This is a genomic window from Luteimonas sp. S4-F44 (assembly GCF_022637415.1).
In the GTDB taxonomy this organism is placed as follows: domain Bacteria; phylum Pseudomonadota; class Gammaproteobacteria; order Xanthomonadales; family Xanthomonadaceae; genus Luteimonas.
In genome coordinates, this window is the sequence record NZ_CP093340.1 from 3,210,593 (window position 1) to 3,232,189 (window position 21,597).

Sequence of the window (21,597 nt, forward strand, 5' to 3'; positions counted from 1 at the left end):
GACGGGCCGCAGTTCAGAACCGACGTGTGATCGAGACATCGAGACGCCGCCCGATGCCCGAGTAGTTGGTCGAGTCGTAGGGCAACCAGGTCGGATCGGTGACGCGATGCCGCGGCGGCGCACGATTGAACAGGTTGTGCGCGGACACCGAGACATCCCAACCGGCCAGCGGATCGCGTTGGCTGTCGAACGCGTAACGCAAGGTGAGATCCGCAGTGGTGAACGATGCAGTCTTCGTCCCGTCCACGGTGCTGCGCACGCCGCTGGTGTGGTTCGCAAACAGCGAGGCACCGAAGCCACCCTGCTGCCAGACCATGCCAATCCGGCCATTGACCTTGGCCGGGCTGTACAGCGTGCCGGCCAGATCGAACGCACGATCCGCCGGGCTGTTCTCACGCGTGCTGTCCAGCCAGCTCCCTGCACCGCGGACAGTCAACCGGCCGGGCCCGAGATCGAACCGGTACGCACCCGACAGGTCGACGCCGCGAATCCGCTCCCGCGCCACATTGACGAAGTGGGCGTACAGCAGCGCGGTGACATCGGCCGGGTCGTAGCTGCCGCCGGTGTAGTTGTAGAAGCCCGCCGCCGCCTCGATGATCCGGGCCTGCCCCTCGGCGGTGGGCGAACGATCGACAAACGGCGCGTAGATCGGGTTGGTCAGCGCCTCGGCGTAGTTGCCCACGGGCTGGACCACGCGGTCCGTGTAGTCGATATCGAACACAGACAGTTCCACCTCAAGGGCGGGCAGCGCACGCGGATGCAGTGCCAACGTGCCCGTCCAGGTCCGGGCGCGCTCGGCGTCCAGCTGCGGATTGCCGCCGAAGACCGCGAGTACCGTGGCATCGCTGTCGGCGCTGCCACCAAACACCGCCATCGGGTAGAGCAAGGCGTTCTGGCGCTGGTACTGCTGAAGCAGCGTCGGGGCCTTGAACGACCTGCCCCATGAGGCCTTGAGCGTGTAGTCGCCAGTGGGGCTGTAGACAAGCCCGAGCTTGGGCGTGGCGACACTGCCGAAGCTGTCGTACGACTCACGCCGGACGGCAGCCGTCAGCGTCAGCCGCTGTGGCCCATTGCCATTGGAGCCCGCCAGCAACGGCAGGCTCAACTCGGCATACGCGAAGCGACTGCGCTCGTCCCCTTCGATCAAGCGCTCGCCGGACACGACATTGCGCTGCACGAAGTCGTTCTCACGCTGGCCTAGGCCCGCCGCAAGACGCGCCTCCCCGGCCGGCAGCGCGAACAGCGGTCCTTCCACACCCGCCTCGTAGGCGCGGCTCTCATTGCAGTAGCAATCGTCATAGGGCGACGGCAGCACCTCGCCGGTGGCGACCATCGTCATCCATTCGTCCTGGACACGACGATCGCGCCCCCAGGTGGCGCCGATGGCGAGCTGCCAATCGTCGGCGAATGCGATCTCCAGGCTCGGGGCCACCAGCGTGGTCGTGGTGACGGGCGAGAACCGGCTGTAGTAGCTTGAGATCCCGCTGAAATAGGCAGTGGACCGCTGCTCCCGCTCAGTTCGCAACGCATCCAGGCGCAGTTCCACCGCATCGCCGATCGACTGGTGCCCGCTGACCAACGCGCTGCGCAAGTGGCTGCCCGGATAGATCGTGGTCGGCTCGGGCATGTGGGCCGTCAAGGCCCGCTGGCTGGCCAGGATGGGCTCGGCGGCCGCGTACTTGTAGGTCGCAATCAGCCCGCCGCTGGACCAGGCTGTGCCTGCCGTGGCGGTGTAGCCATGGCTGGCCAGTCCGCCATCGGCTGTGCGACCGTACTGTGCGCCGACCGCTGCGCCTGTGTACTCCCGCTTGAGAATGACGTTGCCCACACCACCCACAGCATCGGAGCCGTAGATGGCCGAGGCGCCATCGGCCATGATCTCGATGCGCTCGACCGCATCGACGGGGATCGCATCGATGTCCACCGCCTGCGAGAAGCCACCGTAGGCCATGCGTCGGCCGTTGAGCAGCGTCAGCGTCGCATCCGCGCCCAGGCCCCGCAGGTTCAACGACGAACCGCCGGTGATGTTCTGGTTGGCGACGCCCCCTGCCCCAGCCGTCGCCCCGGCGGCCACGCCGGGATTCTGCCCGCCCGAGAAGTTCTGCGGCACGCTGCGGATCACCTCGCCCAGGTCGCGAAAGCCCTCTTCCTGGATCCGCTCGGCACCAAAGGCGATCACCGGCGACGGCGTGGTACCGCCGCGGATGCGCGTGCCGGTGACCTGGACGGTGTCGAGCTGGGTGGCGGCGGCCTCGGTCTCCCGGGCGTCCGCGGGGCGATCGGGCTCAGGTACCGCACCGGTCTCCTGTGCGGCGGCGGCCAGGGGGAGCAACGCGATGACGGCGGCTGCGAGTGCATTCGCGGCCAGCCGGCGCGAGGTCGGCCGTGCGGATGGCCACCCCAGCGCCCCTGCTGCCTGCACCACCGCCCGGCCAGTTGCTGGTGTGGCGATACGGACTACGCGCGTCGCAGGCGCCGAGACGGCGGAGCGACACCTTTCCAGCGGCAAACCACGCACAACAGCCGACGCGTTCGACATGCGATCTCTCCATTGAGTGAGGCGGCCGGCCGGGGCGGGAAGAGACGCAACAGCGTCGTCGCGCGTGGCCGGCTCACGGCACATGGCCTGGATCGAGCATATCTAGTTTTCGGATATATGGAAAGCAGATTTAGGGTAGGCCTGGCCTTCAACCCAAGGAGCCTGCAATGACAAGCAAGTCGATCTACAAGCCCGAGTATCAGATCCTGGTGAGCCTGCTGAAGGAGAGCCGGAGGAAGATCAGCGGCATGACCCAGGCCAGGCTGGCCGAGGAGCTGAACCGGCCGCAGTCGTACGTCAGCAATGTGGAGCGCGGCCGCCGACGGCTGGATGTGCTCGAGCTACGCGCGCACTGCAAGGCCTGTGGCCAGAGCCTGTCCGGCTTCATCAGGAAGTTCGAAGCCGCAGTGGCCAAGACCCTCCACTGATCCAAGCCATCGAGGCCGGCACCGCACGGTGTCGGCCTTCTTGCTGCATGCCCGTCGCACCAGAATCGGGGACGTCGCACGTGGACGCGCTGACGGGGCGATCGAGAGCGCCCCGCCAGGTCTGCGATGCCGCGCGTGGTGCGAGCGCGATCTGCCTCCCCGGAGCCGCGCTATGTGGCAGCGGCGACCGCTTGTGTGATCTGGACGGGATGCTGGAACGAGATCAACACCCCCAAGTCCTCGTCAGGCACTACGCGGCCGGCGCCACGCGCGAAGCCGCCAGAACGGCGAAGTACCCGCAGCCGCAGAAATCCCTGGCGCCATAACCAGAAAAATCTGACACGGGCCCGCGGCGCCCACCGACGCCCATCCTAAGCCGGAACTTGCATCCTAACCTCCGTCAGCAACGCGCGATCCTTGCCTTCGGGCCAGTCGCCAGACGCGCGGGCCGGGGCAAGGAGCACCCCGGCTGCTGGCGCCTTTAGCGGAGGTGGCCGTGCCATGGACGACAACCACAATGCCTGGGCAGTCCCCCATCTCGTACGACACCGCCGCGGCCGAAGGAACGCGCTATCCTCCTTCGAGGGGAGGTGCTAATGGCGTTCTGGTGGGTCAATCACAAGCAGACACGCGACCTTGAAGTCCGCGGAGGCTACCTCTGGTCGCCGTTCCGCAACGCCAACGGCGCGTTCAACCAAACGTACGAGAACATGACACTCGTGCGTCCCGGCGATCTGGTGTTCTCGTATGCCGATGGCCAGATCGGCGCCATTGGTCAAGTGACCGAAGCCGCGTCCGCCAGCCCAAAGCCAACCGAATTCGGCAAGGCGGGCGACGCTTGGGCCAACGAAGGTTGGCTCGTCAGCGCGTACTTCACGCCAGTTCCCAAGCCGCTCCGGCCGACAGAGCATGTAGCCACCATCGGCCCTCTGCTGCCCGCCCGCCATTCCCCGATACGCAGCAATGGCTACAGCAACCCAAGCTGCTATCTCGCAAGCATTTCGAATGCGCTGGGACATCGGCTGCTCCACCTTCTCGGGATCGAAGCAACACCCTTACTTGCGTCACGCTATAGGGTCCAGGATCCTCAGCACGATGCTTCTTACTGCTGAACGCTCCTGATGATGCGGGGCCTTACCCGAAGTTGAGTACCGCCTCCAACCGCTGGCGACATAAAGCCAGCGCGTGAATCCGATTCCTTCGCATCGCGCAGCTGGCGTGTTCCTACGAGCAAAGAGCATCATGTGTGAGATACGGTGGGGCGAAAGCTGTCAGTTATCACGCTACTTGAGGCTTCGGCACTATGCTCGGCGATTCCTGACGTTCACTAGCTTCTAAGCGACCTGCACTTCTCTCGCTTCTAGGGTGGAGTCGAGCAGGGATCCATCACGCGCTGGCTTCGGGTGACCATGGGCAGGGAGAAGATACGAATGCGGATTCTTTTCAACGTGTTGACAGTGTTGTCCTCGTGCCTGATCGCACAGGCCCTGGCGAAGCCGCCGGCCGAGACAGCGTTTGAAGAATGGCTGAGTGCGTTCAACCGCAACGATCGCGTTGCGCTGACCGAGTTCAACGCACGGCGTTTCGGTGAGCCCGACCACAACATCGAGTACCTACTCGACAGCCGAGAAGAGACGGGCGGCCTGGACGTGGTCAAGATCGAACACAGGGATCCATTGAAATTCGTCGTTTTGACGCAGGAGCGTAGCTTTCCTGTGCAAAGACGCATCACCGTGGAAGTCGACGACGCAGCGTCGCTTCGCCTCCACCACATCACGCAAGAGCCACTGCCAATCTCTCCGAATGAAGCGCTCGACGCATTCGACGCCTTTGCCACACAGTTGGCGGCAGCTGATCGCTTCTCGGGTGCGCTCGTCATTGAGCAAAATTGTCGACGCCTCTACGCCAAGTCTTTCGGATTAGCGAACCGCGAAGACAACACATTAGCGCAACTGGACACGCCATTTCTGTTCGCATCGCAAGGCAAGATGTTCACCGCGGTGGCGGTGCTACAACTGGTCGCCGCCGGCAAGATCGGACTGGACGATCCAATCGGCAAGTATCTGAAGGACTACCCCAACGAGGCGATGGCGGCCGTCACCGTCAGGCAGTTGCTTTCGCATCAGGGCGGCGCGGGTGACGTCGGCGTGCTGCAGCCGGACGAAGACGCCAACCGCGCCTGGGTGCGATCCATCGCCGACCTGATCAAGCTCAACGGCAACCGCGCACCGGAGTTTCCGCCGGGATCAGCGTTCGAGTACTCGAACTATGGCTTCCTGCTGCTCGGCGCAATCGTGGAGGCAGCCAGCGACCAGGGCTTCTACGATTATCTGAGCGAGCATGTCTTTGCGCCGGCTGGCATGTCCGCCACACGCTTCCCGACTCTGGAGCAAATGGATGGCGTTGCGCGAGGTTACACGCAGCGCGAGGACGGCACGCTGGTGCAGAGCGCCGATCAGCTTCCATGGCGCGGCACACCTGCTGGCGGCGGTGTCACGACCGTAGACGACGAAGTGCGATTCGTCCAAGCGCTTAAAGCCGGCAAGCTGATCCCGCTGCCGCTACTGGCCGAAGCTATCAAGCAGCAGACCGATTGGTATGGCTACGGCTTCATTTCCTCGGGCCCTGACGAGTTCCCGCACTGGGGACATGGCGGCGGTGCGCCCGGCAACAGCGCCGCTCTCTCGATCTACCCGACCAATGACATGACCATGGTCTGCCTCAGCAATCGCGACCCGCCTGTCTGCGATCGCCTGCTGGCTCGGCTGCATTGGCATCTGTCGCCACCCTCTGGGCCGGGAGAGGCAGATGAGGACTGAGGCTGGGCGCGCATGCGGCAAGATTGAAGCTGTGGCCTGCCCGCTTTCTCCGAGACATTGATTTCTAGGAAGATGGTTTCCGCCCGAAGAAGAGCCCATGAAGACGAGTCGATTTTCAGTGACCTGCCCCCGGCAGCCGTACTAACAGCTACTGGGAGAGTCCGGAGTTGAAGGGTACTTCGATCTGCAGCTGTTGGGCTCGGTGCTTGGCAGCGAACCGGGCTGGCGGCGTAAGCCCCCCGGTCAAGCGGACACTTCAAACGTAGAAATTTCAGCCTTTCGGTTGCGGTACTCGACGGGCGTCAGGCCGCCGAGAGAGTCGCGGGGTCGCCAGCCACTGTCGTTGGCAACCGCACCAATGCAATATGGAGCATAGGCTTCGTCAGCGGCGAGCTGGCAAGTTAGCGTCGATCTAAGGGCCTGCCCGTCACCGAGAACTTCACCAATGAGTGAAGCCGGGACTGCAACTAGATTCCGGCCACAGCGGCTAAGGACGTGCTCCACCAGCCCAGTTCGATATCAGTCACCATCCAAGCCCATCAATTCGAAGCATCCTTCAACTTCTGGCTCCAGTAGGCTGCTGTATGCCCTTAGGAGAAGTCCCGGGCTCTCTCTGCGCTGGCACCACGGACAACAATTCGAAAAGGCTAGATTCGTCATGCAGCTGCTTGCCACGGCACAGCAGCGTTGCGGAAAGGCTAAGCTTGCGGCTGGAACAGCTTCACAGAGGGATGATCTGGCCACGCCTTCTCTCAGTCACTGATCGCAGCAGTGACACTGATTGCTCAGAACAACCGAATATGGTCTCATTCCGAAATGCCTTCGACACAGAGGTTCTGAAACTGGGGCCACTTCTGATCAAGAATCGTGCCTTCTCGACCCAACTACGGGATCCCTCGTGAGCACGCGCCACGAACATTAACTTTAATCTAGGAAGATGGACCTACTCATGAACGATGGCCGTGCAATCGCCAATATGATTCTAGACATAGCCGACTCCAACGGGAGAGAAGTAACCAATCTGTCTTTACAGAAGATTATTTTTTTCTGTCACGGTTGGTGCATTGCAAAACTAGGCAAGCCACTCATCAAGCAAGATTTTGAAGCCTGGCAGTACGGCCCTGTACTTCAACATGTATACAGAGAATTTAGATCTTGCGACCGCTCGCCTATCAAAATTCGAGCGAAGCAGCTAGATCCAATTTCAGGCAATAGAATAGAGATACGGGCAAAATTAGAACCCGAAATTGAAGAGATAGTCCGTGAGTCCACCCGATTTTATTCAAGGTTACGTCCAGGCACGTTGGTTGAAATGAGTCATGCGCCCGACGGACCTTGGGATAAGGTATGGAACCACAGCGGAACCATAAATCCTGGAATGCGCATGTCCAACGAGGATATCGGAAAGTACTTCTCGTCACTCAGGGCTCCATTCTAACGTCTAGGATCCAGCAATGGCGAAGCTAAAAGTACCCTCACTTCAACACCTCGCACGCGTTTGGCATCCAGATCCCGTTCGAGTTCAGAAAGCATTAGTTGCGCTTGTAAGGAACAGTCCAACTTTTAGCTACGAGATTGTTTTCGAACTTGTGCGAGACTTGATCCACCTGAAAGTACCCTATGCTCAGGTCGTGCACTCCGTGACCTCGAAAGTTCGACGCGAAGACGTGCGAAGCAACTTTCTGAGCTTACTTCCGCTCGTGCGAGATCACTTTGAGAACGCCGAAATCAATTTTGTGACGCAAGTTGCCAGGCGCTTCTACCCAGTTGGACGAGGTATTTCTATACCTTTCAGCCCCCCATTTATTTACGGATCGGCCGGGTCTATACATCTTCCTTGGTTCAGCTTCTGGCGGTCCAATCCGCTCGACAAGGAACGACTTTCCTTATTCATAACTGTCATTGACGACATCCTCGCTCAGGATCCAGACCTGGATTCAGCAAAATTCTCTTTCCTAGATTTCAGCGCTAAAAACCCCAGATCTAACCGATCGCTAAAGGTCCTCGCTGGCAGCGAAATCCCGCGAGTAAGCAAGCAGCAGCGAGATGAAATGCTAATGGTTTTCGTTCGTGGCTTTCAATTAGCCCAAAGTGAACTGAGCAATTCCGTAGTGAGCGATGCCGTCGCAGTTAGACGACCAGACGACGACGCTGATCAACTGGGACTTTTCGAATAGGATCCGGAGTAAATTTAGAACTCGGCAGCTTCTAGCATCCGCTAGAATTTGTCACAAGCAATGAATTATAGAATCGCCTGTTCCGCTTCATACTTCGATCAAAAATTCGCGCTTCAGTCGCGCTGTGGATTTAGTGGAATATCACTCTATCCTACTTTCGCTTGATCTTTGCCGCCGCGACACGAATAAGAAAGGCGGCCTAAGCCGCCTTTCTCGCCGATTCGTGCGAAAAAATCAAACCCCAACCGGGTTCGCCTTCTCCGGATCGATCTTATACAGCTTGATCGCCCTGGCAACGTCTTTCCCCGTCATCTTGCCATCCTTCGCCAGCGCGTCGATCGCCGCCTGGGCGATGTAGTGGCGGTCCACCTCGAAGTGGCGGCGCAGGTTGGCGCGGGTGTCGGAGCGGCCGAAGCCGTCGGTGCCGAGCACGGTGTAGGTGTGCGGTACGAAGGCGCGGATCTGGTCGGCGAAGGCGCGGACGTAGTCGGTTGCGGCGATCACCGGGCCGGGGCGCCCTTCGAGCTGTTCGGTCACGTAGGGCTTGCGGCGGGTCTTGGCTTCGGGGTTGAAGCGGTTCCAGCGCTCGGCGTCGAAGCCGTCGCGGCGCAGCTCGGTGAAGCTGGGGCAGGACCAGATGTCGGCGGTGACGCCGAAGTCCTTGTCCAGCAGTTCGGCGGCGGCGATGACTTCGCGCAGGATGGTGCCCGAGCCCATCAGTTGCACGCGCTGCTCGCCCTTCTTGGCCTTGCCCGCGTCCTTGAGCAGGTACATGCCCTTGATGATGCCCTCGGCGGCCTCGGGGGTGACGGCCGGGTGCGGGTAGTTCTCGTTCATCAGGGTGATGTAGAAGTACTCGTCGCGCTGTTCGTCGAGCATGCGCTGCATGCCGTACTGCAGGATCACTGCGACCTCGCCGGCGAAGGTGGGGTCGTAGCTGCGGCAGTTGGGAATGGCGCCCGAGAGCAGGTGGCTGTGGCCGTCTTCGTGCTGCAGGCCTTCGCCGTTGAGCGTGGTGCGCCCCGCTGTGGCGCCGAGCAGGAAGCCGCGGGCGCGCATGTCGGCCGCCTGCCAGGCGGCGTCGCCGATGCGCTGGAAGCCGAACATCGAGTAGTAGATGTAGAACGGCAGCATCGGCAGGTCGTTGGTGCTGTAGCTGGTGGCCGCGGCCATCCAGCTGGCGAACGCGCCGGCTTCGGTGATGCCCTCTTCCAGCACCTGGCCGGCCGCGTCTTCGCGGTAGTACATCAGCTGGTCGCGGTCCACCGGCTTGTACTTCTGGCCCTGCGGGGCGTAGATGCCGAGCTGGCGGAACAGGCCTTCCATGCCGAAGGTGCGCGCCTCATCGGCGACGATCGGCACCACGCGCGGGCCCACCTGCTTGTCGCGCAGGATCACCGAGAGCGACTGCACGAACGCCATCGTGGTACTGATCTCGCGCTCGCCGGTGGCCTGCATCAGGCGGTCGAACACCTTGAGCTCGGGGGCCTTGAGGCTTTCGGTGCTCTTGCGGCGGCGCTGCGGCAGGAAGCCGCCCAGCTTTTCGCGGCGCTCGAGCAGGTACTGCACTTCCTCCGAGTCCTTGCCGGGGTGGAAGAACGGGATATCGCCGTCCTTGAGCGCGGCGTCGGAGACCGGGATCTTGAAGCGGTCGCGGAACGTGCGCACCGCATCGTCGTCGAGCTTCTTGGTGTTGTGGGTCGGGTTGAGCGCTTCACCGGCGCTGCCCAGGCCGTAGCCCTTGACGGTTTTGGCCAGGATCACCGTGGGCTGGCCCTTGGTGTCCATCGCGTTCTGGTAGGCGGCAAAGACCTTGTGCGGGTCGTGGCCGCCGCGGTTGAGGCGCCAGATGTCGTCGTCGCTGAGGTTGGCGACGAGGTTGGCGGTCTCGGGGTATTTGCCGAAGAAATGCTCGCGCGTGTAGGCGCCGCCGAAGGCCTTGCAGTTCTGGTACTCGCCGTCGACGGTCTCCATCATCAGCTTCTTGAGCATGCCGTCCTTGTCCTTGGCCAGCAGCGGGTCCCAGTAGCTGCCCCAGATCGTCTTGACGACGTTCCAGCCGGCGCCGCGGAACTGGCCTTCCAGTTCCTGGATGATCTTGCCGTTGCCGCGCACCGGGCCGTCGAGGCGCTGCAGGTTGCAGTTGACCACGAACACCAGGTTGTCCAGGCCTTCGCGGCCGGCCACCGAGATCGCGCCCAGGCTCTCGGGTTCGTCGGTCTCGCCGTCGCCCAGGAAGCACCAGACCTTGCGGTCGGACTTGGGCATCAGGCCGCGGGCTTCGAGGTACTTCCAGTTGCGGGCCTGGTAGATGGCCGCGATCGGCCCCAGGCCCATCGAGACGGTCGGCAGCTGCCAGTAGTCGGGCATCAGCCAGGGGTGCGGGTAGGACGAGACGCCCTTGCCGTCGACTTCCATGCGGAAGTGGTCGATCTGCTCTTCGCTGATGCGGCCTTCCAGGAACGAGCGGGCGTAGATGCCCGGCGAGCTGTGGCCCTGGGTGCAGATCAGGTCGCCCGGGTGATCGGCGGAAGGGGCGCGGAAGAAGTGGTTGAAGCCCACGTCGTAGAGCGTGGCGCTGGAGGCGAAGCTGGCCAGGTGTCCGCCCAGGTCGCCGGGCTTGCGGTTGGCGCGCACGACCATCGCCATCGCGTTCCAGCGGATGATCGAGCGGATGCGCCATTCCAGGTCGCTGTTGCCAGGCATCTTCGGCTCGAGGTGGGCCGGGATGGTGTTGACGTATTCGGTGGTCGGCGCGAACGGCAGGTGCGCGCCGGCGCGGCGGGTCAGCTCGACCATGTTCTCCAGCAGCTGGTGCGCGCGCTCGGGGCCGCCGACGTCGATGACCGCCTTGAGCGACTCGATCCACTCGCGGGTCTCGGTCGGATCGGGGTCGTTCTGCAGGACGTCGTTCAGCCAGTTCATCAGATGTGCTCCAGCGCGGCGCGCACGGCCGCGTGCAAGGGGTCGTTGTCGAACGGTCGATTCTAACAGGCGCGTTCTGCCGGGCGTGCTGGTTGCGGGGGTCGGGGACAGCGCGTTCCAGCGGTATGCCTGCCGGGGTCGGGCGCGTCTGCCGGACGGGGCGCGAGGACCGCGCAGCCATTGCCCGATTGCGGGCGGCCCGGCCGTCCGCCATGATCCCGTGTTCAGGGGAGGATGCGGCATGATTGCGGCCCCCCGCCCGCGCCCGAGCCCATCCCAATGCCCCATACCGCCTCGCGTTCCAGCCGTTGGCAGTTGCCTGCGCTCGGGGTGGCGATCGTGCTGATCGTGGTCGGTCCGTTCCTGATCATGCGCGCGGCGATCGGCGAGGCCGAAGAGGCCACGCTCGAGGTGGTGCACACCCGCGAGATCCAGACGCTGGTGCAGGCGGTCTCGGCCGATGCGCGCAGCCTGGAGGCGGCGGCGATCGCGCTGACTCGCGGGATCGATTCGCCGCTGCTGCGCGAGCGCATCCGCGATGCGCGCGAGCGGATCCTGCCTAATGTCGAGGCGGTGCTGGAACTGACCCAGGACAACCCGGCGCAGCAGGCGCGGCTGGGCGCGCTGCGCAACATGCTCGAGCAGCGCCTGGCGCGGATCGACCAGGTGATCGCCGCCGAGGAGGCGGCGACCAACCGGCAAATCGACGAGATGATCGTGCTCTACCCGATCCAGCGGCTGGTGACGGAAGCAGTGGCCGAGGAAGAGGCGCTGCTGCTGGACCGCAAGGCCGTGGCTGCGCGTGCCAATCGCAATGCCGAGCTGTCGAGCTGGGCGGCGATGGTGGTGCAGTTGCTGCTGCTGGCGGCGGCGAGCTACTTCGCGCTGCGCCAGCAGACCGGCCGCGTGGTGGCTGAGCGGCAGGCGATGAACGCCAGCAGCCGGGCGCTTGCAGTGCTCGACAGCGTGCGCGAACCGATCGTACTGGTCGACAGCCGGCAACGGGTGGTGATGCACAACGCGGCGTTTGCCGAGCTCTACGGCGTGGAGGAGGACGCACGCGGGCGTGCGCTGTCGGAGATCGGCGACGGTGCCTGGAAAGATGCCGAGACGCTGCGCCGGCTGCACGATGTGCTGGCACGCAACCGCGAGCTGTGGGACTACCGTCTCAGCCAGTCGACCGCCGATGGCGTGGAGCGCACGATGCTGCTCAACGCCCGGCGCATGCCGCTGCCCGACCGCGACGACACCGTGGCGCTGATCACCGCGTCCGACGTGACCACGCAGAGCATCAGCGAGCGGCAGATCCGCGAGCTCAACCAGCAGCTCGAGGGCAAGATCGAGCAGGTCTCCGACGTCAATCGCGAACTGGAGGCCTTCAGCTATTCGGTCTCCCACGACCTGCGCGCGCCGCTGCGGCACATCGCCGGCTTCGCCGACAAGCTGGGGCGCCATCTGGGCGAAAACATCGACGAGAAGAGCACCCACTATCTCAACGTGATCGGCGGTTCGGCGCGGCGCATGTCCACGCTGATCGACGACCTGCTGGTGTACTCGCGCCTGGGCCGCAGTGCGCTGCGACTGCAGAGCGTGGACCTGCAGACGCTGGTGTCCGATGCACGCGCGATGCTCGACAGCAACGCGAAGGCCGAGAATCCCGACCACCGCATCGAGTGGACGATCGCGCCGCTGCCGATCGTGGTGGGCGATGAGAACATGCTGCGGCAGGTGTGGTTGAACCTGCTGGGCAATGCGGTCAAGTACAGCAGCGGCAGCGAGCCGTCGAAGATCGAGGTCGCCTGCCGGCGGCTGGAGGACGGCGGCTACGCGTTCGCGGTGCGCGACAACGGCGCGGGGTTCGACATGCAGTACGCGGGCAAGCTATTTGGTGTGTTCCAGCGTCTGCACTCGGCCAGCGAGTTCCCCGGCACCGGCGTCGGCCTGGCCAGCGTGCGCCGCGTGCTCGGCCGCCACGGCGGGCGGATCTGGGCCGAGTCGGCGCCGGGCCAGGGCGCCACGTTCCACTTCACCCTCCCCGCCTCCACCCAGGAGCCGGGCCTTCTGTCCTCACCAGGAAAACAGCAATGAGCGAAATCCGCACCATCCTTCTCGCCGAGGACAGCCCGCACGATGCCGAGATGGCGATCGATGCGCTGCGTGAGGCCAATCTCGCCAACCCGATCGTGCATGTCGAGGACGGCGTCGAGGCGGTGGACTACCTGTTCCGCCGCGGCAAGTTCGCCGATCGCGCCGAGGGCGACCCGGCGGTGCTGCTGCTCGACATCAAGATGCCGCGCATGGACGGCCTGGAAGTGCTCAAGCAGTTGCGCGACCACGAGACGCTCAAGCGCATGCCGGTGGTGATCCTGTCGTCCTCGCGCGAGGAAAGCGACCTGGCGCGCAGCTGGGATCTGGGCGTGAACGCGTATGTGGTCAAGCCGGTGGACGTCGACCAGTTCTTCGACGCGGTGCGCACGCTCGGCAAGTTCTGGGCCGTGCTCAACGAAGTGCCCGAGGAAGAGTGAGGCCGCATGGGGGAGGATGAGGGACGCGATGCGCGGGCCGGACGCCTGCGTGTGCTGATCGTCGACGATTCGCGCGACGATGCCGAGCTCGCCGAACTGGCTCTGCGCGACGCGGGACTGGCGGTCGAGACCCGGCGGGTCCATAGCGAAGCGGGGCTGGTGGAGGCGCTGGAGACCTTCGCGCCCCGCGTGGTGCTGTCGGACGTCAATCTGCCGGGGTTTTCGGGCGCCGAAGCGCTAGCGCTCACCCGCCGGCTGCGTCCCGGGGTGCCGGTGGTGTTCATGACCGGCTCGGCCTACGGCCTGCCGGGCGATGTGATGCCCGAAGGCGATGCGTTGGTCCACAAGGACCAGCTCGACCGCCTGCCGGCGGCGCTGGCCCAGGTGCTGGCGATGGGGGACAGCGAGGCGGAGTGAGGGTGGCGGGGCTGCGCGCAAAGCCATGCCCCCACCCGACACGCTGCGCGTGTCGACCTCCCCCGCGATGCGGGGGAGGTGACGGGCGCCGGTCAGGCGCCTTGTTGCTGGGCCTTGCGGATCTGGGCGTCGACGGCGGCGATCGCGGTCATGTTGATCACGCGGCGCGGGGTCGCTGAGGGCGTCAGGATGTGCGCGGGCTTGTTGACGCCCATCAGGATCGGGCCCAGCGCCACGCCGCCGGTCATCACCCGGATCATGTTGTAGGTGATGTTGGCCGCGTCGATGTTCGGGAACACGAACAGGTTGGCGCGGCCGCTCAGCGTGGTGTCGGGCAGCATGCGGCGGCGCAGGGATTCGTCCCACGCGGTGTCGCCCATCATCTCGCCGTCGAACTCGAGCCTGGGCGCGCGGCGCACGAGGATCTCGCGCACGTCGCGCATCTTGCGGGCGCTGGGGTCGTCGTGGCTGCCGAAGTTGGAGTGCGAGAGCAGCGCGATCTTCGGCTCGATGCCGAACAGCTTCAGCCGGTAAGCGGCCTGGATGGTGCTCTCGGCGATCTGCTCGGCGGTCGGGTCGGGCTGGACGTGGGTGTCGACGAAGAACCACAGGCCCTGGTCGTTGACCACGCCGGTCATCGCCGAGGTGCTCTGCAGGCCGGGGTCGAGCGCCAGCACGCTGCGCACGTAGCCGAGCTTCTTGTGGAAGCGGCCGACGATGCCGGTGATCATCGCGTCGGCCTCGCCGCGCTCGACCATGATCGCGGCGATCAGCGTCGGGCGCGAGCGCAGCAGGTTCTTGGCCGAGTCGGGGGTGACGCCGCGGCGCGAGGTCATGGCGTGGTAGTGCTGCCAGTACTCGTTGAAGCGCGGGTCGTCGTTGATGTTGGTCAGTTCGAAGTCGCGGCCGGCGACCAGGCGCAGGCCCAGGCGCTTGATGCGCATGTCGATGACGTCGGGGCGGCCGATCAGGATCGGGGTCGCCAGGCCTTCGTCGACGACGGTCTGCACCGCGCGCAGCACCACTTCCTCCTCGCCCTCGGCGTAGACCACGCGCTGGCGGTCGCCGCGGGCGCGGTCGTAGACCGGCTTCATGACCAGGCCGGTGCGGTGGATGAACTGGCCGAGCTTTTCGCGGTAGGCGGCCATGTCCTCGATCGGACGCAGCGCCACGCCCGACGCCATCGCGGCCTGGGCGACGGCCGGGGCGACGATGGTCAGCAGCCGCGGGTCGAACGGGCGCGGGATGATGTACTCAGCGCCGAAGCTGGGGATCTCCTCACCATACGCGGTGCCCAGGTCGCTGGCTTCTTCCTTGGCGAGCTGCGCGATGGCGTGCACGCAGGCGAGCTTCATCGCCTCGTTGATGCCGGTGGCGCCCACGTCCAGCGCGCCGCGGAAGATGTACGGGAAGCAGACCGCGTTGTTGACCTGGTTGGGGTAGTCCGAGCGGCCGGTGGCGATGATCGCGTCCGGGCGGGCGCGCTTGGCGTCCTCGGGCATGATCTCCGGGTACGGGTTGGCCAGCGCCAGGATCACCGGGCGCGGCGCCATCGTGGCGACCATCTCCGGGGTCAGGATGCCGCCGGCCGACAGGCCGAGGAACACGTCGGCGCCGGCGACGATCTCGGCCAGCGTGCGCGCCGGGGTGTCGCGGGCGTAGCGGGCCTTGGCCTCGTCGAGGTGTTCGCGGCCGGTGTGGATCACGCCGTCGCGGTCGAAGGCGAGGATGTTCTCGGGCTTCAGGCCCAGGGCGACGAGCATGTCCAGACAGGCGATGCCGGCCGCGCCGGCGCCGGTGGTCGCCAGCTTGACGTCCTCGATGCGCTTGCCGGCCACTTCCAGCGCGTTGACGATCGCCGCCCCGACGATGATCGCGGTGCCGTGCTGGTCGTCGTGGAACACCGGAATCTTCAGCCGCTCGCGCAGTTTGCGCTCGACGATGAAGCATTCCGGCGCCTTGATGTCCTCGAGGTTGATGCCGCCGAAGGTCGGCTCGAGGCTGGCGATGATCTCCACCAGCTTGTCGGGATCGCGCTCGTCGACCTCAATGTCGAACACGTCGACACCGGCGAACTTCTTGAACAGCACGCCCTTGCCTTCCATGACCGGCTTGCCGGCCAGCGCGCCGATGTCGCCCAGCCCCAGCACCGCGGTGCCGTTGCTGATCACCGCGACCAGGTTGCCGCGCGCGGTCAGTTCGCTGGCGGCATTGGGGTCCTTGACGATCTCCTCGCAGGCGTAGGCCACGCCGGGCGAATAGGCCAGGGCGAGATCGCGCTGGGTCAGCATCGGCTTGGTCGCGCTGACAGTGATCTTGCCGGGCGGCGACAGGCGGTGGTAGTCGAGGGCGGCCTGGCGGAAATCGTCGTTGGACATCAGATTGGTCTTGAGTATGGGAATCGGGGCAGGCTCGTGATTCTACCCCCCGCGCCCGCGTCGGACCCGACGCGGGCGGATGGTGCGCATCGCACAGGTCAGAACACGACCTGGGCGCGGACGTTGACGGTGTTGCCCGAATCCGGGCCGCGGTAGCTGCCGACCTGGTTGTCGGTGGTCCAGTGCACGTAGTTGAGCATCAGCCGCGACCAGTTGTTGAGGTACCAGTTCACGCCAAGCGTCCAGGCATCGCCCTCGCCGCCGCGCGCGGCGTCGGTGAAGTCCATGCGGTCGAAGCGCGCGGCCAGTTCCCAGGCGCCGATGCCGCCGTCGGTGACCGGGCGCGCGACGCGGGTAGTGCCCCAGACGCCGGAGCGGGCGCTGAATCCGGGCGTTTCGCCGGTGAGCAGCCAGCCGGCGTAGACCGAGGTCGCTTTCTGGGTGAAGTCGTCGGCGGTGCGCGAGGCGATCGTGCGCTCGGCGTACTCGGCAAACGCCCAGCCGCTGCGCCAGGTGCCACCGAGTTCGGCGCCCCAGATGGTCTCGCGGCTGACGTCGGCGATCGAGCTGGCCGACACGCGCACGTTGTCGTTGAAGTTCGAGGCGATGCGCGGGACCTTGTTGATGCTGGTCACGTCGCGGCCGAAGTCCTCGTACACCGCCCAGCCGCCCAGGTGCACGAAGCCCTGCGCCCGCTTGATCGGGTTCCAGTGCGCACGCGTGGTGACGGTCTGCGAATCGCTCTGGGCGCCGGCGTTGCCGATGTCGTCGCCGGTGAAGCCCAGACTGTAGTGCCAGTTCTGGCCGATGAGCTTCATCTGCGCGCCCAGGCCGAAGTAGCCGCTGTTGGGCGCGCCGATCGAGGCGACCGCGTTGCGCTCCATGAAGGGCGTGCGGGTGAGCGTGGTGCTCGCGTCGATCGCGCGGTCCTTGAGCTTGTTGCCGAGGTAGAACTCGGCCGGCAGGTTGCCCAGGCGCGTGTCCCACGACAGGTAGGCGTCCTTGATGCTGACGTCGTTGTCAGCGAAGTCGGCGTCGATCTTGTAGCCCAGCGCGCCGATGGTGCCTTCGGCGCCCAGGCGCACCTGGCGCATCTCGGTGCCGCCGATGTTGCGGTCGGCGAAGTTCGAGCCGTTGGTCGACGACCAGTCCATCATCACCCGGCCGCGCGGGTGGAAGGTAAAGCTGCGGTCGGCGTTGCGGAACTCCGGTCCGCCGCGGCGCCAGCTGGTGTTGCCGCCGCCGGTGCCGCCGCTGGCGGCCAGTTGCGCGACCTGTGCCTGCAGGATCGCCAGGTCGTCCTGGCGGGTGTCGGCGACGGCCGCGGCGACCTGGGCGTCGGTCGCGGACACAGCCGAAGGCGACGTGGCGACGGCGGTCGCCGGTGCAGGCCGACCCGCTTCGAGCGCGGCCAGGCGCGCGTTGAGCTGTTCGAGCTGGGCGGCCTGGGCCTGCAGCATCTGGGCCTGCTGTTCGACGAGCGTCCGCAGCGCGGCCTCGTCCTGGGCGGTGGCGTCGAAGGCGGCCGTGCCGAGTGCAAGGCCGATGGCGGCAGCGAGTGCCGCAGAGCGCAATGGGTGCATGTGTGTCCCTCCCCCGGGATAGTGGCGTGGGCGCGGCGGTCAGTCGCCGTCCGCGTCGTCGATGTCTTCGTCCGGCACGTTGGTGGCCGGCGCAGGTGCGGTATTGCCGATCAACGGCTGCAGCGAGACCGGCGCGTCCTGCATGAAGCCGTGGCTGCGCGCCCAGGTCGCGAACAGGCGTGGCCACTGCGCGACCAGCGCGCCCGGTCGCCCCAGGCCCCAGCTGTGGCCGCCGCGCTCGAAGATGTGCATCTCGGCCGGCACGCCCTTGGCGCGGGTGGCGTTGAACATCGTCAGGCTGTGGCCGACATCGGCGATCGGATCGTCGGCGGCATGCGCCAGAAACACCGGCGGCATGTCGGCGCGCACGTGCGATTCGACCGAGTAGGCGGCGACCGCGTCGGGCTGCGTGCCCAGCTCGCGACGCGAGCGGGTGGTGTCGAGCGGCGCCTGCAGCGACACCACCGGGTAGAGCATCGCCAGGAAGTCGGGCCGCGACGAGGTGCGGTCGGCGGCATCCAGGGCGGGATAGAAGTCGTGGTCGAAACGCGTGGCGAGGATGCCACCGAGGTTGGCGCCTGCCGACGAGCCCATGACGCCGATCTTCTGCGGGTCGATGCCCAGCGCATCGGCCTGGCTGCGCAGCAGGCGCATCGCGCGCTGGCCGTCCTGGAACGGTGCCACCGCCGGCCAGCCATCGCCGGGCAGCCGGTAATACAGCACGGCGGCGGTGGTGCCGATCGAGGCCAGCCACTGCGCCATCGGCGCGGCGGCGGTGCCGACCTGGATGCGGAAGTAGCCGCCGCCGCCCAGGATCAGCACCGCGGTGCCGTTGGGCTGCGCCGGCCGGTAGATCTCCATCCGCGGCTCGGCGATGCGGGTCACCGCGCCCAGCGCGCTGCCTTCGTTGCCGACCTGCTCGGGGCCGGTGACATTGGTCGGCAGATGGCCGGCCGGCCACAGCGGCACGGTCTGTGGGGCGGTCTGCGCCTGGGCGATGCCGGTACAGGCGAACAACAGGCCGGCGATGGCGCCGGCCCAGCGGTGTGGTGTGGTCATGGGTCCCCTCCCGAGGTGAAGCATGGATGGCGCCGGTCCGGCGCTCAGTCGAGTGCCAGCACGTCGCGGTCGCCGGGGCCGGCGGCCGGATCGGGCGCGGCCATCACCGGCGCCGGCTTGCCGTCGAGCGCGGCGGTCAGGGCATCGCGGTCGAGCGCGTTCTCCCAGCGCGCGACGACCACGGTCGCCACCGCGTTACCGATGAAGTTGGTCAGCGAGCGGCACTCGCTCATGAAGCGGTCGATGCCCAGGATCAGCGCCATGCCGGCCACCGGCACGGTGGGCACCACCGACAGCGTGGCCGCCAGCGTGATGAAGCCCGCACCGGTCACCCCGGCCGCGCCCTTGGAGCTGAGCATCGCCACCAGCAGCAGCGTGACCTGCTGCCACAGCGTGAGTTCGGTGTTGGTGGCCTGGGCGATGAACAGCGCGGCCAGGGTCATGTAGAGGTTGGTGCCGTCGAGGTTGAACGAGTAGCCGGTCGGCACGACCAGGCCGACCACCGATTTCTTGCAGCCGGCCTTCTCCATCTTCTCCATCAGCGACGGCAGCGCCGATTCCGATGACGAGGTGCCCAGCACCAGCAGCAGTTCGGCCTTCAGGTAGCGGATCAGCTTGAGCACCGAGAAGCCGCAGGCGCGCGCCACCGCGCCCAGGATCACCAGCACGAACAGCAGCGAGCTGACGTAGAACGTGCCCACCAGCCACGCCAGGTTGACCAGCGATTCAAGGCCGTACTTGCCGATGGTGAAGGCGATCGCGCCGAACGCACCGATCGGCGCGGCCTTCATCAAGATATGCACCAGCTTGAACACCGGCGTGGTCAGCGCTTCGAGGAACGTCAGCACCGGGCGGCCCTTCTCGCCGGTGAGCGCCAGCGCGATGCCGAACAGCACCGCGATGAACAGCACCTGCAGGATGTTGCCGTCGACGAACGCGCCGACCAGGGTGCCGGGGATGATGTCGAGCAGGAAGCCGGTCAGGGTCAGCTCGTGGGATTTCTGCACGTAGCCCTGGACCGCGGCGGTGTCGAGCGTGGCCGGGTCGATGTTCATGCCCACGCCGGGCTGGACGACATGCGCGACGACCATGCCGACGACCAGCGCCAGCGTCGAGAAGAACAGGAAGTAGGCCATCGCCTTGGCGAACACCCGGCCGACGGTGCGCAGCTGGGTCATGCCGGCGATGCCGGTGACGATGGTCAGGAAGATCACCGGCGCGATGATCATCTTGACCAGTTTGATGAATGCGTCACCCAGCGGCTTGAGCTGCTCGGCGAACACCGGCGCGTAGTGGCCCAGCAGCGCGCCCAGCGCGATCGCGACCAGCACCTGGACGTACAACTGGCGATACCACGGCAGCCGCGGGGCGGCCGGCGTGGTGGCGGGAATGGCGTGCATGCGGAGGATCCGGTTGGCGCGTCCGTCGACATGCGGGCGCTCGGCGAGGCAGTGTTGTACGCCCGCGCGCCCGATCCGCCGATAGCGCATTGGTGTTATGCGCCGCGTGCATCTGCCGGGCGCACTGCCTAGACTGCCCGGCCCCCTTGCATCCCCTGAGGTCCCCGATGCGCCCCACTCTGCCGCTGCTCATCGCACTCGCCGCCTGTTCTTCATCCGCTTTCGGGCGCGAGTTCGACGACTGGCCGACCAGCTACACCTTCGCCAACGGCACCCAGGTCTCGGCGACGGCGAACTTCGCCTGGGACACCGTGGACTTCAGCGGCGACCCGCGGCTGAGCGACGACAGCGGGCTGCGCCGCCGCGAGTTCGGCGCAACGATCAAGAAGGCCGGCGTCTGGGATGCGATGGTCTATTTCGACTTCGAATCCAAGACCTGGCTGGACGTGTTCGTGCGCGTGGAGAGCAAGGCGTTCCTGGGCCGCGACCTGGGCAAGCTGCGCGTGGGCTACATGAAGGTGCCGGTGGGGTTGGAGGGCGTGACCGCCTCGCGCGCCGGCACATTCATGGAACTGGCTGCGCCGATCCAGGCGATCTACCAGGGCCGGCGGACCGGCGTGGAGTGGACCTACGAGCAGCCGGCCGCGCTGTTCCAGCTCGGCGGCTACGCCGGTCAGGACCTGCACGGCGACAATCACGGACAGACCCTGGCCGGGCGTGCGGTGTGGACGCCGCGCAAGGCCGACGGCGACGTGCTGCACCTGGGGCTGGCGGCCTCGCGCGAGAATCCGGAGGCCTGGACCGATGGGCGCGGCGACCGTTTCGCCCCGACCGCGCGCCTGCGCGCGCGGCCCGGCGCGGGGCTGACGCCGGTGCGCCTGGTCGACTCGGGTGAGCTGGGTCCGGTCGACCACATCCGCCGCACCGGCCTGGAAGGCATCTGGATCCGGGGGCCGGTCTCGCTGCAGGGCGAGCTGCTGCGCGCCGATATCGCCCGCGACGGCGGCCTGCCCGACTACCGCGCCGAAGGCGGGTACCTGGCCGGCAGTTGGCTGATCACTGGCGAGCACCGGCCGTACTCGGCCGGCAACGTCGCCAACCCCAAGCCGGCGCGCAGCTACGGCGCGGTGGAACTGGCCGCGCGCTACAGCACGCTCGACCTCGACGACGGCCCCATTGCCGGTGGCCGCCAGCACGACTGGACGTTCGGCGCCAATTGGTACCTGACCTCGCATTTCAAGCTGCAGGCCAACTACGTGCGCATCAACGCCACCCGCGGCGGCCGCTCGACTTCGCCCGATGCGGTCGAGTTCCGTGCGCAGGTGCATTTCTGAGCGAGCGCACCGT

14 protein-coding genes are annotated in these 21,597 nt (G+C 65.9%); 8 read left to right on the forward strand and 6 right to left on the reverse strand.

The window, feature by feature from the left end:
• Positions 1-13 precede the first annotated feature (13 nt).
• A complete protein-coding gene (locus MNO14_RS14485) occupies positions 14-2,539 on the reverse strand; it encodes a TonB-dependent receptor (RefSeq protein ID WP_241944392.1) in 2,526 nt (841 codons plus the stop codon).
• 167 nt (positions 2,540-2,706) lie between these two features.
• Between MNO14_RS14485 and MNO14_RS14490 the strand changes: the two genes are divergently transcribed.
• From MNO14_RS14490 to MNO14_RS14505, 4 genes are all read left to right on the forward strand, one after another.
• Positions 2,707-2,967 carry a helix-turn-helix transcriptional regulator gene (locus MNO14_RS14490; protein ID WP_241944393.1) on the forward strand — a complete coding sequence of 87 codons (261 nt, stop codon included), beginning with the start codon at positions 2,707-2,709 and terminating at the stop codon, positions 2,965-2,967.
• Positions 2,968-3,563: 596 nt separating this feature from the next.
• A complete protein-coding gene (locus MNO14_RS14495) occupies positions 3,564-4,079 on the forward strand; it encodes a hypothetical protein (RefSeq protein ID WP_241944394.1) in 516 nt (171 codons plus the stop codon).
• 318 nt (positions 4,080-4,397) lie between these two features.
• Positions 4,398-5,786 (forward strand): serine hydrolase domain-containing protein, encoded by a 1,389-nt coding sequence (locus MNO14_RS14500; protein ID WP_241944395.1) that lies wholly within the window; start codon positions 4,398-4,400, stop codon positions 5,784-5,786.
• Between the two features lie 949 nt (positions 5,787-6,735).
• The gene (locus tag MNO14_RS14505) at positions 6,736-7,224 is read left to right on the forward strand and encodes a type II toxin-antitoxin system antitoxin SocA domain-containing protein (RefSeq protein ID WP_241944396.1); all 489 of its coding nucleotides are present in this window, start codon (positions 6,736-6,738) and stop codon (positions 7,222-7,224) included.
• Between the two features lie 973 nt (positions 7,225-8,197).
• Here MNO14_RS14505 and aceE read toward each other — a convergent pair.
• A complete protein-coding gene (aceE, locus tag MNO14_RS14510) occupies positions 8,198-10,888 on the reverse strand; it encodes a pyruvate dehydrogenase (acetyl-transferring), homodimeric type (protein ID WP_241944397.1) in 2,691 nt (896 codons plus the stop codon).
• 279 nt (positions 10,889-11,167) lie between these two features.
• On the opposite strand from aceE, the gene MNO14_RS14515 reads away from it, so the two are divergent.
• From MNO14_RS14515 to MNO14_RS14525, 3 genes are read left to right on the forward strand one after another with little or no spacing between them, the layout of a single operon-like run.
• The gene (locus MNO14_RS14515) at positions 11,168-12,976 is read left to right on the forward strand and encodes an ATP-binding protein (RefSeq protein WP_241944398.1); all 1,809 of its coding nucleotides are present in this window, start codon (positions 11,168-11,170) and stop codon (positions 12,974-12,976) included.
• Positions 12,973-13,413, forward strand: a complete 441-nt coding sequence (locus MNO14_RS14520; protein WP_241944399.1) for a response regulator — start codon at positions 12,973-12,975, stop codon at positions 13,411-13,413. The genes MNO14_RS14515 and MNO14_RS14520 overlap by 4 nt, the downstream gene beginning before the upstream one ends.
• Positions 13,414-13,419: 6 nt before the next feature.
• Positions 13,420-13,830 carry a response regulator gene (locus tag MNO14_RS14525; RefSeq protein ID WP_241944400.1) on the forward strand — a complete coding sequence of 137 codons (411 nt, stop codon included), beginning with the start codon at positions 13,420-13,422 and terminating at the stop codon, positions 13,828-13,830.
• 92 nt (positions 13,831-13,922) lie between these two features.
• Here MNO14_RS14525 and MNO14_RS14530 read toward each other — a convergent pair whose 3' ends face one another.
• The 4 genes from MNO14_RS14530 to MNO14_RS14545 form a co-directional block, all read right to left on the reverse strand.
• A complete protein-coding gene (locus MNO14_RS14530) occupies positions 13,923-16,208 on the reverse strand; it encodes an NADP-dependent malic enzyme (protein WP_241944401.1) in 2,286 nt (761 codons plus the stop codon).
• Between the two features lie 98 nt (positions 16,209-16,306).
• Positions 16,307-17,791, reverse strand: coding sequence for a porin (locus MNO14_RS14535; RefSeq protein ID WP_241944402.1), 1,485 nt, complete (start codon positions 17,789-17,791; stop codon positions 16,307-16,309).
• A gap of 39 nt (positions 17,792-17,830) precedes the next feature.
• Entirely contained in the window at positions 17,831-18,850 is a 1,020-nt protein-coding gene (locus MNO14_RS14540; protein WP_241944403.1) for an alpha/beta hydrolase, read from the reverse strand.
• A gap of 44 nt (positions 18,851-18,894) precedes the next feature.
• On the reverse strand, positions 18,895-20,250 hold the full coding sequence (locus MNO14_RS14545; protein ID WP_241944404.1) for a dicarboxylate/amino acid:cation symporter: 1,356 nt from the start codon (positions 20,248-20,250) through the stop codon (positions 18,895-18,897).
• Positions 20,251-20,417: 167 nt separating this feature from the next.
• On the opposite strand from MNO14_RS14545, the gene MNO14_RS14550 reads away from it, so the two are divergent.
• A complete protein-coding gene (locus MNO14_RS14550) occupies positions 20,418-21,584 on the forward strand; it encodes a porin (RefSeq protein WP_241944405.1) in 1,167 nt (388 codons plus the stop codon).
• Positions 21,585-21,597 lie beyond the last annotated feature (13 nt).